This window comes from Pseudomonas sp. MPC6 (assembly GCF_006094435.1).
Lineage (GTDB): Bacteria > Pseudomonadota > Gammaproteobacteria > Pseudomonadales > Pseudomonadaceae > Aquipseudomonas.
In genome coordinates this window covers 6601040-6613360 of the sequence record NZ_CP034783.1, presented here as the reverse complement: position 1 = coordinate 6613360, position 12321 = coordinate 6601040, and the positions used below count along the sequence as shown (strand labels likewise).

Genomic DNA, 12321 nt, shown 5'->3' with positions numbered 1-12321 from the left:
GCTCCTACAGGTAATACATAAAAAAAATGCCCCGGATCGCGAGATCCGGGGCATTTTTTATGGCAGTGCTAAATCAGCGGTTGCGAGTCAGCAACGCTGGTTTTTCACCGCGCGGACGGCCTGGCAGTTGATCAAGTTGTTCAGGTGTCGGGAAACGATCGGTTTTCGACTCCTTGTGAATGATCTTCGGTGCCGGGCCGCGAGGGTTTTGCACGGCCGGTTCCGAGAGCGGCTTGTCGTCGCTACGGGCCGGGCGGCGGTTGCGGGACTCTTCGCGACGGGCCTGGCCGTCACGTGGAGCACCATTGCGCGGGCCGCTGCGCTTGGCCGGTGGCGTGCCGGTGGTGGCGCCGTCACTGCTGCGCGGACCGCTCTGACGACCCTGTGGCTTGCCGCCGCGCGGAGCGCCTGCTGCGCCTGCGCCAGCTGCCGCGCCTGGTGCCGGAGCACCCGGACGACGACCGCGGCCTTGAGCCGGTTTGGCTTGAGGCACGTAGTCGACGCGGTTACCGAAGTTATCGATATCGTCGTCCAGGAACTCGTCCGGCGCACGATCAGCGGCGGCGCGAGGGGCCGGGCGCTGCTGTTCGCGGGCCGGGGTGCCTTCGCGTGGCTTCTGTTCACGGGCCGGACGCTCGCCACGGCCAGCGGCCGCAGGTTTTTCCTTGCCGCCCTTGTCCTTGCCTTTGTCTTTACGACCGCCGCCACCGCCAGTGCCGTTCGGACCGTCGCCGCGCGGGCCACGTGGGTTGCGCGGGTTACGCACATCCGGACGCTCGCGAACTTCAGGTTTTTCGGCTTCCACTGCGCTGGAATCGAAGCCCATCAAGTCGCCGTCGGCGATTTTCTGGCGGGTCATGCGCTCGATGCTTTTCAGCAGTTTTTCTTCGTCCGGGGCGACCAGGGAGATCGCCTCGCCCGAACGACCGGCACGGCCAGTACGGCCGATACGGTGCACATAGTCTTCGTCGACGTTCGGCAGTTCGAAGTTGACCACGTGGGGCAACTGGTCGATGTCCAGGCCGCGAGCGGCGATGTCGGTGGCGACCAGGATGCGCACTTCACCGGCCTTGAAGTCGGCCAGGGCTTTGGTGCGGGCGTTCTGGCTCTTGTTACCGTGGATCGCGACGGCGCTGAGACCGTGTTTGTCCAGGTATTCGGCCAGGCGGTTGGCGCCGTGCTTGGTGCGGGTGAACACCAGCACCTGTTCCCAGGCACCGGCGGTGATCAGGTGCGCCAGCAGCGAACGCTTGTGGTTGGCAGGCAGGCGGAATACGCGCTGTTCGATACGCTCGACCGTGGTGTTCGGCGGCGTGACTTCGATGCGTTCCGGGTTGTGCAGCAGCTTGCCGGCGAGGTCGGTGATGTCTTTGGAGAAGGTCGCCGAGAACAACAGGTTCTGACGTTTGCTCGGCAGACGGGCCAGGACCTTTTTCACGTCATGGACAAAGCCCATGTCGAGCATGCGGTCGGCTTCGTCCAGCACGAGGATTTCCACGTGGGACAGGTCGACGCTGCCTTGGCCGGCGAGGTCGAGCAGGCGGCCGGGGCACGCCACCAGCACGTCGACACCGCGGGACATGGCCTGAACCTGCGGGTTCATGCCAACGCCGCCGAAGATGCAGGCGCTGACGAACTTCAGGTCACGGGCATAGACCTTGAAGCTTTCATGCACTTGAGCCGCGAGTTCGCGAGTAGGGGTCAGGACCAGGACGCGCGGTTGGCGCGGGCCGTGGCGCTGGGACTTGTCCGGGTGACCGTTAGGGAACAACCGCTCCAGGATCGGAAGGGCGAAGCCACCGGTTTTACCAGTACCTGTCTGTGCCGCAACCATCAGGTCGCGACCTTGCAACACGGCGGGAATGGCCCGCTGTTGCACCGGAGTAGGCTCGGTATAGCCCGCTGCCTCGATGGCGCGGACTAAAGCCTCGGAGAGACCGAGGGAAGCAAAGGACATGAGTAATCCTGTTCTAGTTAGGGCTTGGCCCAATGGGAGTCTTGCCTGGCGCGAATGGCGTTTAAGGGGACGCAATCCCGTCCGGTCCTGCTGGGCCTCGAAGGCTCATCTGGAGCGCTCGCGCGGGCTGAAAGCTGCGCTGTAGCGGGATCGAGATGCCTTGAACGAGTCCGAGCGTCCGGGCGTGAGCCTGGCGGGAAGGCCGGAGTATAACAGAGCAATCACTGCGCGCCGCTTTCCTGCTGCTCAACGGTTTTGCGGGTCGTGACCGCGGCCCCGGCGGCCTTTGCGCCCGTTGCCGGGCTGGCACCATAGCGGGCGCTCAATTCAGCGTAGGCGGGTTCGCGCTTGAAGCGCTTGAGCTCGGCGCCGAAGCGCTGTATCAGCAAGTCCATGCCCGCGTTGCGCCGCACCGCCAGGAACTGGCTTTGCTGGCTGATGACGACCGGGTTTTCGGTGATCTTGTCGCGAATCTTCAACTCGTCAAGCAAATGCTGGCCGACCCGGCGATCAGTAATCAGCAGATCGATCCGCCCGCGCACCAGTTTGCCGAAGTTGGCTTCATGACTCGGCGCCGGCTCCCGGGTAAATAGCGATGATTCGCGAAAATCCTTGCTGTACAGATAACCCGGCGAGGTGCCGACGGTCAGGCCGCGCAATTCTTCCAGGGTCCGAAACGGATGGGGCCGTGCGTTGGCATAGAACATCACGAACTCGACTTCCGAGAGAGGTTCGCTGGGGTAGAGAAGGGTCGCGTCGCGTTCATCGCTGTGGAAGATATCCAGCGCGCCGTCCGCCTGACCTTGTTCGAGCATCGACAGGCAGCGTTTCCACGGCAGGAACTGCCAGTCGACTTCTATCCCCAGGCGCTTGAAGACAATGGCCGTGGTTTCGTAGTCCAGGCCTTGGGCTTTGCCGTTTTCTTCATACACATAAGGCGCCCAGGGTTCGGTGACAATGCGCAGTTTCTCGCCCCGGGCAGCGAAGCTCAGGCAAGTAAAAAGCACGGCTGTCAGCAACTGGGAGATAAGGGGCATGGCCTGAGGTTAGTACTCTCAAGGCTTAATGAGAAGCGCTGGCATGCCTGTTTCACGCGGACTGTCAGGGAATTGTGCGCCAGGCCTCTATTTGCAGGACGAATTGAGCAAATGGTCGTGAATGGCTTTGCATCGGCTGCCCAGGATCAGCTGCACCAGTTCCCTGTCGAACCAGCGTTCGAGCAAGCGCTGAGTGACCGGCTTGCCAAGGCGTTCCTCCTGGTTCTGCAACGCTTTTTCCCACCATACCGGTCCACACGCCTGGTCGAACTCGTTGGGGTGTTCATAACAGCCGTAGAGGATTTCGCGGATGAACTGACGCAGATGGGCGGGCAGCGCCAGGGTGATGAGCTTGTAGAGCAATCGCTGGGTCCGGGGCGGTCGCGGCAGGTGCATCGTCACCCGGCGAGTGTCATCCAGTGCCGCCTGACTGGTCGGGTTCCTGGCGTGTTTGGCAACCCAGGCTTTGACTTTGGCCCTGAACAGTTGCTTGCGGCTCCAGTAGTGATGGATCAGGTCCGGGCACTTTTTGACCTGCATGCTGCGATAGGCCGCGACCGACAGGCAGAACTCCTCAAGGGTATATGCCCCGCGTGCCATGGGAAACAGTTCGTCGATCAGAGCAATGGAGTGGTCAAGCACTTGAGCGTCCTGCTGATGCAGGCCGATCACGCCGGAGTTGAGCAGCATCATCTGATCGTCCGCCAGGCCTCTGTCCCTGAGCGTTGTCGACAGCGCACTGTAGAGCATATTTTCTTTATTGGTGCCGAATCGGGTGTAGTAGTCGTTGCACAGCAGGGTGCCGGGTTGCACGCGATCGAACAATTCGACCGGTGAGCGATGAAAGAAGGTGTCGGTGTCGATCAGCAAAGCGACTGGCGACTCCTCGAGCACCTTGCGCAAGGCGACATGCTTGGCTCGAAAATGATAACCGTGGGGTGCGTTCCAGCGTTGGCGAGTAGCCTCGTCGAGTATGCGCACGCGGACCGGCAGGCGCGCGTAGGGCTGGGGATTGTCGCAGAACACCTGGATGTCGAGTTCTGCCTGGGGTGTCTCACGCAGCCAGGTCAGGGCACTGGCGATGCTGAACAGTGCTTCCTGGTGGTAGGTCTCGGCGCCGAAAGCCAGGTAAACCAGTTGCGGGCGCGATGGGGATAGCTCAGTCATGGGGAACAACTTTCCATGGGCTGTTGAATGTAAAAGACCCTCAGAAGAGGGCCTTTGGGTACGGCGTGGTCACTGTCAGCGCGGTAGCTTTAAGTTGTTCCACACGGCCAGGCTCGCCTCGGCCTGGTTAAGGGTATAGAAATGCAGCCCCGGTGCGCCGCCCTGCAATAAACGTTCACACATTTCAGTAATGACCTGCTCGCCGAAACGCTGAATGCTGGCGGTGTCGTCACCATAGGCTTCCAGCTGCTTGCGGATCCAGCGCGGGATTTCCGCACCGCAGGCGTCGGAGAAGCGTGCGAGCTTGCTGTAGTTGGTGATCGGCATGATGCCCGGCACGATCGGGATGTCCACGCCCAGCGCCCGTACACGCTCGACGAAGTAGAAGTAGCTGTCGGCGTTGAAGAAATACTGGGTGATCGCACTGTCGGCGCCAGCCTTGGCCTTGCGCACGAAGTTGGCGATATCGTCTTCGAAATTGCGCGCTTGCGGGTGCATTTCCGGGTAAGCGGCGACTTCGATGTGGAAGTGATCGCCGGTTTCTTCACGAATGAATTCAACCAGGTCATTGGCGTGGCGCATTTCGCCACTGGCCATGCCCATGCCCGAAGGCAGGTCACCGCGCAGGGCGACGATTCGGGTGATGCCGGCGGCCTTGTATTGCGTCAGCAGGCCGCGCAGGTCGTCCTTGCTGTCGCCAACGCAGGACAGGTGCGGTGCGGCAGGCACTTTGACTTCGCTTTCGAGCTGCAACACGGTGTTGAGCGTTCGATCACGGGTCGAACCGCCAGCGCCGTAGGTGCAGGAGAAGAAATCAGGGTTGTACTTGGCCAGCTGACGAGCAGTGGCGAGCAGCTTTTCATGCCCAGCATCGGTCTTCGTAGGGAAGAACTCGAAGCTGTAGCGACGGTCTTGGGACATGGTCATATCCTTGGAAACGCATGAGGCGGACGCTGGCCCCCCTGTAGGAGCGAGCTTGCTCGCGAAAAACGTCAGGGCAACGCGTTATTCCAGACAGCACGCGTTATCGTTAACGTCCATCGCGAGCAAGCTCGCTCCCACAGTAGAGCCGACCTATCAGTAACGGTAAGCGTGCGGCTTGAACGGGCCTTCGACCGTCACACCGATGTAGTCGGCCTGGGTCTTGGTCAATTGAGTCACGACGCCGCCGAAACCGCGGACCATTTCCAGGGCCACTTCTTCGTCGAGCTTCTTCGGCAGTACTTCAACAGTCAGGCGCTCGGCTTTCTGGGCTGGCGACAGGTCGGCGTACTTCTGGCCGAACAGGAAGATCTGTGCCAGCACCTGGTTGGCGAACGAACCGTCCATGATGCGGCTTGGGTGGCCGGTAGCGTTACCCAGGTTAACCAGACGGCCTTCGGCCAGCAGGATCAGGTAGTCGTCGTTCTGGGCATCGAATGCGCCAGGACCGGTACGGTGGATCTTGTGAACCTGTGGCTTCACTTCTTCCCATGCCCAGTTCTTGCGCATGAAAGCGGTGTCGATTTCGTTGTCGAAGTGGCCGATATTGCAGACAACGGCGCGCTTCTTCAGGGCTTTGAGCATGTTCGAGTCGCAAACATTGACGTTGCCGGTGGTGGTCACGATCAGGTCGATCTTGCCCAGCAGCGCTTTGTCGATGCTTTCTTCGGTGCCGTTGTTGATGCCGTCGATGAACGGCGAAACCAGCTCGTAACCGTCCATGCAGGCTTGCATGGCACAGATCGGGTCGACTTCGGAGACCTTGACGATCATGCCTTCCTGACGCAGGGACTGAGCGGAGCCCTTGCCCACGTCACCGTAACCGATGACCAGCGCTTGCTTGCCGGACAACAGGTGGTCGGTACCGCGCTTGATCGCGTCGTTCAGGCTGTGACGGCAGCCGTACTTGTTGTCGTTCTTGCTCTTGGTCACCGAGTCGTTGACGTTGATGGCCGGGATTTTCAGCTCGCCCTTGGCCAGCATGTCCAGCAGGCGGTGAACGCCGGTGGTGGTTTCTTCGGTCACGCCGTGGACGCGGTCCAGGATCGCCGGGTATTTCTTGTGCAGCAGCTCGGTCAGGTCGCCGCCGTCGTCGAGGATCATGTTGGCATCCCATGGCGCGCCATCTTTCAGGATGGTTTGCTCCAGGCACCACTCGTACTCTTCTTCGGTTTCGCCTTTCCAGGCATAAACCGCGATACCGGCAGCGGCGATAGCGGCAGCGGCCTGGTCTTGAGTCGAGAAAATGTTGCAGGACGACCAACGCACTTCGGCACCCAGGGCAACCAGGGTTTCGATCAGCACGGCAGTCTGAATGGTCATGTGGATGCAGCCGAGAATCTTCGCGCCTTTGAGCGGCTGCTCACCGGCGTACTTGCGGCGCAGACCCATCAGGGCTGGCATTTCGGATTCGGCGATGATGGTTTCGCGACGACCCCAGGCCGCCAGGGACATGTCGGCGACTTTGTAATCGTTAAAATCTGCAGGCGTGATAACAGCGCTCATGATGAGCCTCCATTCGTAATGTATGCGAATGGGCGCCGTTGTGCGTTTAGTGTCTGGCCGTGGCCAGGCAACGCCCCATCCGAGCCTGACAGGTCGAACCTGCTGCAGCGCCCCTCGGACAGGTGGCGGGAAAACGGTATCAATGGAACGTTACCGTTTTGAAACGGTGGCGATTATAGCCGTGTGAGCGATACTTCCAAAGTGTTTCTGTTGATCAATGTCTGAACGGTAATCGAGACCATAGTTGAAGCTTAATAGAGCTCCAGGTCGGGCTCTGCCATGATGTCCAGCATCATTCGGCAAGACGCTCAGGAGTGAATATGAATTTCCACACCCGCAAATGGGTAAAACCCGAAGACCTCAACCCCAATGGCACGCTGTTCGGCGGCAGCCTGTTGCGCTGGCTCGACGAAGAAGCGGCGATCTACGCGATCGTCCAGCTGGGCAATCAGCGCGTGGTCACCAAGTACATTTCCGAAATCAACTTCGTCAGCGCCTCGCGCCAGGGCGACATCATCGAGCTGGGCATCACCGCCACCGAGTTCGGTCGCACCTCGATCACCCTCAAATGCGAAGTGCGGAACAAGATCACCCGCAAAAGCATCCTGACGGTGGACAAGATTGTCTTCGTCAACCTGGGCGAAGACGGCTTGCCCGCACCCCACGGCCAGACCGAGATCAAGTACGTTAAAGATCAGTTCAGGGACATGGACAAGGACGAGTAATGCGAGTCCGTAGGAGCTGGCTTGCCAGCGAAGGCGCCCTCAGCATCACTACAGAAACCCCAGAAACCCCAGAAACCCCAGAAACCCCAGAAACCCCAGAAACCCCAGAAACCCCAGAACCCTAAGAATCCCAAAAACCGAGTCGCCCCCTTCGCCAGCAAGCCGGCTCCTACAGCCGGTTTGTTTATACGAGCAGTGAACAGCTCCGCCCCCCGCGTGTCGTATCTACATGACACGCCACCGGTTCCGGAGCTATATGGACACGCAAAAAGACGGCAAGACCCCGAACCTGTCGGCGCAAGAGAAGAAGGAAGTCGACAAGAGCCAGCCACCGCGCGCCGCGGTACTGCACGAAATCATCCGCACCCAGGGCGACCTGGAGCTCGAGCGCAGTGTCGCCGCCTTGTGGTGGTCGGCCCTGGCTGCCGGCCTGACCATGGGGCTGTCACTGATGGCCATGGGCTTGCTCAACTCCCGCCTGCCGGACGGCGAAGGCTTCAAGGTGATTGCCAGTTTCGGTTACTGCGCGGGCTTCCTGGCGGTGATTCTCGCTCGTCAGCAATTGTTCACCGAGAACACCCTGACGGCTGTGCTGCCGGTCATGACCAAACCCTCATTGAACAATTTCGGGCGATTGCTGCGTCTGTGGTCGGTGGTGCTGGTGGGCAACCTGTGCGGCACGATACTGGTGGCGTATGTGATGCTGCACCTGCCGATTTTCGACAGCAAGACCGACCTGGCCTTCCTCGATATCGGCCGCAAGATCATGGAAAACGACGCCAGCCAGATGTTCGCCAAGGGCATCGTGTCAGGCTGGATGATCGCGACCATGGTCTGGATGATTCCGTCCATGGAGAGCGCCAAGATGTGGATCATCATCCTCATCACCTACCTGATGGCGCTGGGCGACTTCACCCACATCGTGGTCGGTTCGGCCGAGGTGTCGTATCTGGTGTTTGCCGGCGAGTTGCCGTGGAAGGATTTCTGGCTGATATTCGCCGGGCCGACATTGGCGGGCAATATCATCGGCGGCAGCTTTATCTTCGCGCTGATCAGCCACGCGCAGATCCGCAGTGAAAGCGGGCCGCCGAAGGAATCTGCAGATCAAGGCCAGGACCCTGACCCTGACCCGCAGAAGAGCAGGAAGTAATCAGTGATGCCCGGCCTGTGCCTCTGGCGCAGGCTCATCACGGGTGACATGTTTGACCAGCTTGCCGATGCTCAAGCCCTGCAACAGGATCGACGACAGCACCACGATGTAAGTGATGCTCAGCAGCAAATCGCGCTCAGGACCCAGCGGCAGGGCCAGGGCCAGCGCCACCGAAACACCGCCACGCAAACCACCCCAGGTCAGGATCCGGATCGTTCCGCGCGGCACGGTGCGCCAGCGTCGCAGCAAGACGATGGCCGGCGCCACGGTCAGCAGGCGCGACAGCAGAATCGCCAACGCGAGCAAACTCGCCGCCAGCACGTGCAGCCAGTTGAACGGCAGCAGCAACAGCTCCAAACCGATCAGGGCGAACAGCAGCGCGTTGAGCATGTCGTCGAGCAGCTCCCAGAAACCGTCCAGGTACTTGCGGGTCATGTCGTTCATCGCCAGGTTGCGGCCCAGGTTACCGATGATCAGGCCGGCGACGACCATCGCGATCGGTGCCGAAACGTGCAGCTCCGAAGCCATGGCCGAGCCACCGATCACCAGCGCCAGGGTCAGCATGACCTCGATCTGGTGCTGCTCGATGCTCTTGATCATCAGGTACACCAGATAACCGATCAGCCCGCCGAACAGCACGCCGCCCAGCGCCTCGTGGGCGAACAACATGGCGGTGGCGCCCAGGGTCGGGGTTTCGCCCAGTTGTGCGATACCGAGCAGCACGGTGAACACCACGACGGCGGTGCCATCGTTGAATAGCGACTCGCCGACGATGGTGGTTTTCAGTGGCTTGGACGCATTGGCGGTCCGTAGCACACCGAGCACCGCGATCGGATCGGTGGGGGAAATCAGCGCACCGAACAACAGGCAATAGAGAAAGCTGACGTGCCAGCCGAACAGGGCAAAAATGTAATACGCCAGGCTGCCGATCACGGCGGTGGCAATCAACACACCGAACGTCGCCAGCAGGCCGATCGGCCAGCGGTAGCTGCGCAGGTCATTCAGGTTGACGTGCAGGGCGCCGGCGAACAGCAGGAATGACAGCATCCAGTTCATCAGCAGATCGCCGAAGTCGATCTGGCCGATCAACTGTTGCACTCGTTCCTCCAGGCCCGGATAGCCGATAAAGCTCAGGCCTTGCAGCAGCAGGGAGAACATCAGCGCCGTGACCATGACGCCGATGGTCGGGGGCAGGCCGATGAAGCGGAAATTCACGTAGGTGAGCAGTGTGGTGAGGCAGATAAACGCAGCGACGAGTTCAAGCATCCGGGGTCCTTGGATGGGAGGTGGATTGGTTTTTTTGGCAGTTGCACCGTGTGAGCTTCTTCGCGGGCAAGCCTCGCTCCTATAGGGTTAGCGTCGAACACGTAATGTATGACCGACCCCAAAACCGTAGGAGCGAGCGGTGCGGCGATCCGACTTGCCCGCGAAAGCAATGTCACTGGCGACGCACCATCAGCCGGACACATTGACCGCAGCGACACCGCGACGTTGCAGATAGATAAAGAAAAGCGCCGTCAGCACCGTCAACCCACTGACCAGCGCGCCGGTCCACGCCAAGTCCGCCAGATCCGCACCGCTGGCCACCACCAGCCCGCCAATCCATGCGCCAGCCGCATTACCCAGATTGAATGCACTCTGATTCAGCGTCGATCCAAGATTCGGCGCCTCATGCGCCTGGTCGATGATCAGCAGTTGCAGGATCGGGCACAGCGCAAACGCGAAAATCCCCCACAACACCAGCGTGATCGCCGCAGGAATGACTGAATGGCTGGTCTGGGTGAAAGCCGCCAGGACCACGACTACCGCCAGCGCCATACCCACCAGTGATGGCAGCAAGCGACTGTCCGCCAGCCGCCCACCGAGCATGCTGCCCGCCGTCAGACCGACCCCGAACAACAGCAGCATGATCGTCACCCCGTGAGGGCTGACGCCGGTGATGTCCTGAAGAATGGGGGCGATATAAGTAAACACGCTGAACAGGCTGGTCGACGCCAGCACACTCATGCCCAGCGCCAGCAACACATTGACCTTGCCCAGCACTTTGAACTCACTGGCCAGGTTGGCCTTGTCCATCGTGATGTCTTTCGGCAGCCAGGCCCACTGTGCGATCGCCGCAATCACGCCGATCACCGACACTGCCCAGAAGGTCGAACGCCAGCCGGCGTATTGTCCGAGCGCGGTGCCCAAGGGCACGCCGAGCACGTTGGCCAGGGTCAGGCCGGTAAACATCATGGCGATCGCCTGGGCGCGTTTGTTCGGTGCCACCAGCCCCGCCGCAACGACCGAGCCGATGCCGAAGAAGGCGCCATGGCACAGCGCAGTGATTACGCGCGCGGCCATCAGCGTGGCATAGTTCGGGGCCAGGGCGCAGAGGATATTGCCCAGGATGAACATCAGCGTCATGCCCAGCAGCGTCGCTTTGCGCGGCATATTGGCGGTACCGACCGCGAGGATCGGTGCGCCGAACACCACGCCCAGGGCATAGCCGGTGATCAGCAGGCCGGCGTGGGGAATGCTCACGGCAAGGTCCCGGGCGACGTCGGGCAGCAAGCCCATGATGACGAATTCAGTGGTGCCGATGCCGAACGCGGCAACAGCGAGGGCAAGCAAGGCGAGTGGCATGCGCAAGGTCTCTGTCGGTAGTCTTGACGCTTTGATCAGGCATACGCATGCCGATGACCGTTCTCGACGAGAGCGGGCGGTGGCAGGAATTATTGGAATTAGTCTGTGCGCAACTGAGTGCGGCGTGGTCGCTTGCAGTATAAACAGCTGCGGACATATGGCGAATCAATTCTCTACCGGGACCCTGTAGGAGCTGGCTTGCCAGCGAAGGTCGTCAACGATAACGCGTGTTTTTCTGCTTAAACGCGGTGTCCTGGCGTTTTTTCGCTGGCAAGCCAGCTCCTACAGGAGGGGCGGAGACAACAAAAGGAGTGTGCCGTGCTAGCAACGGCTTTGGTGTTAGTGGCGGCACTGTTGCATGCGGCGTGGAATACCCTGATCAAATTCAGTGCTGAACGCCTGCTGGTGGTCGCCTGCATGGACAGTGTGGCGATGCTCTTCGTCGCGGTGATGCTGCCGTTCGTAGCGTTGCCACCCATGGAGCTCTGGCCGTGGATCCTGGCATCGGCGGCGTTCGAACTGCTCTATCGCTACTTGCTGATCCAGGCTTATCGGGTGGGCGATCTCGGGCTGGTTTATCCGTTGATGCGTGGTTTGTCGCCCTTGGTGGTGCTGGCGCTGACGCTGATCTTTGCCGGCGAAGTGCTGACGAACCAGCAGATTTTCGGAATCCTGCTGATCCCGCTCGGCATGCTTTGTCTGCTATGGCAGGGGGGTGGCGGCGCACGGCTGCCGTGGTCGATGCTGCCGGTGGTGGCGTTGATCGGCCTGTGCATCGGCTGCTACACCTTCATCGATGGCCAGGCGTTGCGGCGCTGGTCCCATCCACTGGACTACCTGGTCTGGGTGACGTTACTCAGCGCCTGGCCATTCCCATTGCTGGCGTTGGTGCGCAAGCGGCCGGCGTTCATGTTGTTCTGGCGGGAACAGTGGCGACTGGGGCTGTCGGTCGGGTTTTGCGTGTTGTTCAGCTACGCTCTGGTGCTGTGGGCGATGCAGCTGGGCTCGATTGCCGAAGCGGCGGCATTGCGCGAGATCAGTGTGATTCTGGTGGTGCTGTTCGGCATGCGTTACCTGAAAGAACCTTTCGGCGGGCCGCGGCTCTTAGCCTGTGGGCTGGTATTGATCGGCATGCTGGTGATGAAGTTTTGACTGGTTCACTGTCGACGAAAA

The 12321-nt window shown here is 60.7% G+C and carries 10 protein-coding genes and 1 riboswitch; of the genes, 3 read left to right on the top strand and 7 right to left on the bottom strand.

Annotation, left to right across the window (positions count from 1 at the left end; translation table 11 throughout):
* Positions 1-73: 73 nt before the first annotated feature.
* The 5 genes from ELQ88_RS32890 to ahcY form a co-directional block, all read right to left on the bottom strand.
* On the bottom strand, positions 74-1957 hold the full coding sequence (locus ELQ88_RS32890) for a DEAD/DEAH box helicase (RefSeq protein WP_138969380.1): 1884 nt from the start codon (positions 1955-1957) through the stop codon (positions 74-76).
* A 221-nt stretch (positions 1958-2178) separates the two neighbouring features.
* Entirely contained in the window at positions 2179-2994 is an 816-nt protein-coding gene (locus ELQ88_RS32885; protein ID WP_128870680.1) for a transporter substrate-binding domain-containing protein, read from the bottom strand.
* An 87-nt stretch (positions 2995-3081) separates the two neighbouring features.
* On the bottom strand, positions 3082-4161 hold the full coding sequence (locus ELQ88_RS32880; RefSeq protein ID WP_138969379.1) for a hypothetical protein: 1080 nt from the start codon (positions 4159-4161) through the stop codon (positions 3082-3084).
* A 75-nt stretch (positions 4162-4236) separates the two neighbouring features.
* Positions 4237-5082, bottom strand: a complete 846-nt coding sequence (gene metF, locus ELQ88_RS32875) for a methylenetetrahydrofolate reductase [NAD(P)H] (protein WP_128870678.1) — start codon at positions 5080-5082, stop codon at positions 4237-4239.
* A 156-nt stretch (positions 5083-5238) separates the two neighbouring features.
* Positions 5239-6648 (bottom strand): adenosylhomocysteinase, encoded by a 1410-nt coding sequence (gene ahcY / locus ELQ88_RS32870; protein ID WP_128870677.1) that lies wholly within the window; start codon positions 6646-6648, stop codon positions 5239-5241.
* A gap of 23 nt (positions 6649-6671) precedes the next feature.
* Positions 6672-6770, bottom strand: a riboswitch (S-adenosyl-L-homocysteine riboswitch).
* 198 nt (positions 6771-6968) lie between these two features.
* Between ahcY and ELQ88_RS32865 the strand changes: the two genes are divergently transcribed.
* Together ELQ88_RS32865 and ELQ88_RS32860 are read left to right on the top strand one after the other, a co-directional pair.
* A complete protein-coding gene (locus tag ELQ88_RS32865; RefSeq protein ID WP_138969378.1) occupies positions 6969-7373 on the top strand; it encodes a hotdog domain-containing protein in 405 nt (134 codons plus the stop codon).
* Positions 7374-7629: 256 nt separating this feature from the next.
* On the top strand, positions 7630-8523 hold the full coding sequence (locus ELQ88_RS32860) for a formate/nitrite transporter family protein (RefSeq protein ID WP_128874096.1): 894 nt from the start codon (positions 7630-7632) through the stop codon (positions 8521-8523).
* On the opposite strand, the gene ELQ88_RS32855 is transcribed toward ELQ88_RS32860, so the two are convergent.
* Both ELQ88_RS32855 and ELQ88_RS32850 read right to left on the bottom strand, forming a co-directional pair.
* Positions 8524-9789 (bottom strand): sodium:proton antiporter, encoded by a 1266-nt coding sequence (locus ELQ88_RS32855; RefSeq protein ID WP_138969377.1) that lies wholly within the window; start codon positions 9787-9789, stop codon positions 8524-8526. It lies immediately after the preceding gene.
* A 189-nt stretch (positions 9790-9978) separates the two neighbouring features.
* A complete protein-coding gene (locus ELQ88_RS32850; RefSeq protein ID WP_138969376.1) occupies positions 9979-11148 on the bottom strand; it encodes an MFS transporter in 1170 nt (389 codons plus the stop codon).
* Positions 11149-11466: 318 nt separating this feature from the next.
* Between ELQ88_RS32850 and ELQ88_RS32845 the strand changes: the two genes are divergently transcribed.
* Positions 11467-12300: an EamA family transporter gene (locus ELQ88_RS32845; RefSeq protein WP_128874093.1), complete on the top strand. Its 834-nt coding sequence runs from the start codon at positions 11467-11469 to the stop codon at positions 12298-12300.
* Positions 12301-12321: the final 21 nt, after the last annotated feature.

Coding starts and splice junctions, on each gene's coding strand:
- ELQ88_RS32855 (WP_138969377.1), bottom strand. CDS start 9,789: ATGCTTGAACTCGTCGCTGCGTTTATCTGCCTCACCACACTGCTCACC.
- ahcY (WP_128870677.1), bottom strand. CDS start 6,648: ATGAGCGCTGTTATCACGCCTGCAGATTTTAACGATTACAAAGTCGCC.
- ELQ88_RS32880 (WP_138969379.1), bottom strand. CDS start 4,161: ATGACTGAGCTATCCCCATCGCGCCCGCAACTGGTTTACCTGGCTTTC.
- ELQ88_RS32860 (WP_128874096.1), top strand. CDS start 7,630: ATGGACACGCAAAAAGACGGCAAGACCCCGAACCTGTCGGCGCAAGAG.
- ELQ88_RS32885 (WP_128870680.1), bottom strand. CDS start 2,994: ATGCCCCTTATCTCCCAGTTGCTGACAGCCGTGCTTTTTACTTGCCTG.
- ELQ88_RS32890 (WP_138969380.1), bottom strand. CDS start 1,957: ATGTCCTTTGCTTCCCTCGGTCTCTCCGAGGCTTTAGTCCGCGCCATC.
- metF (WP_128870678.1), bottom strand. CDS start 5,082: ATGTCCCAAGACCGTCGCTACAGCTTCGAGTTCTTCCCTACGAAGACC.
- ELQ88_RS32850 (WP_138969376.1), bottom strand. CDS start 11,148: ATGCCACTCGCCTTGCTTGCCCTCGCTGTTGCCGCGTTCGGCATCGGC.
- ELQ88_RS32865 (WP_138969378.1), top strand. CDS start 6,969: ATGAATTTCCACACCCGCAAATGGGTAAAACCCGAAGACCTCAACCCC.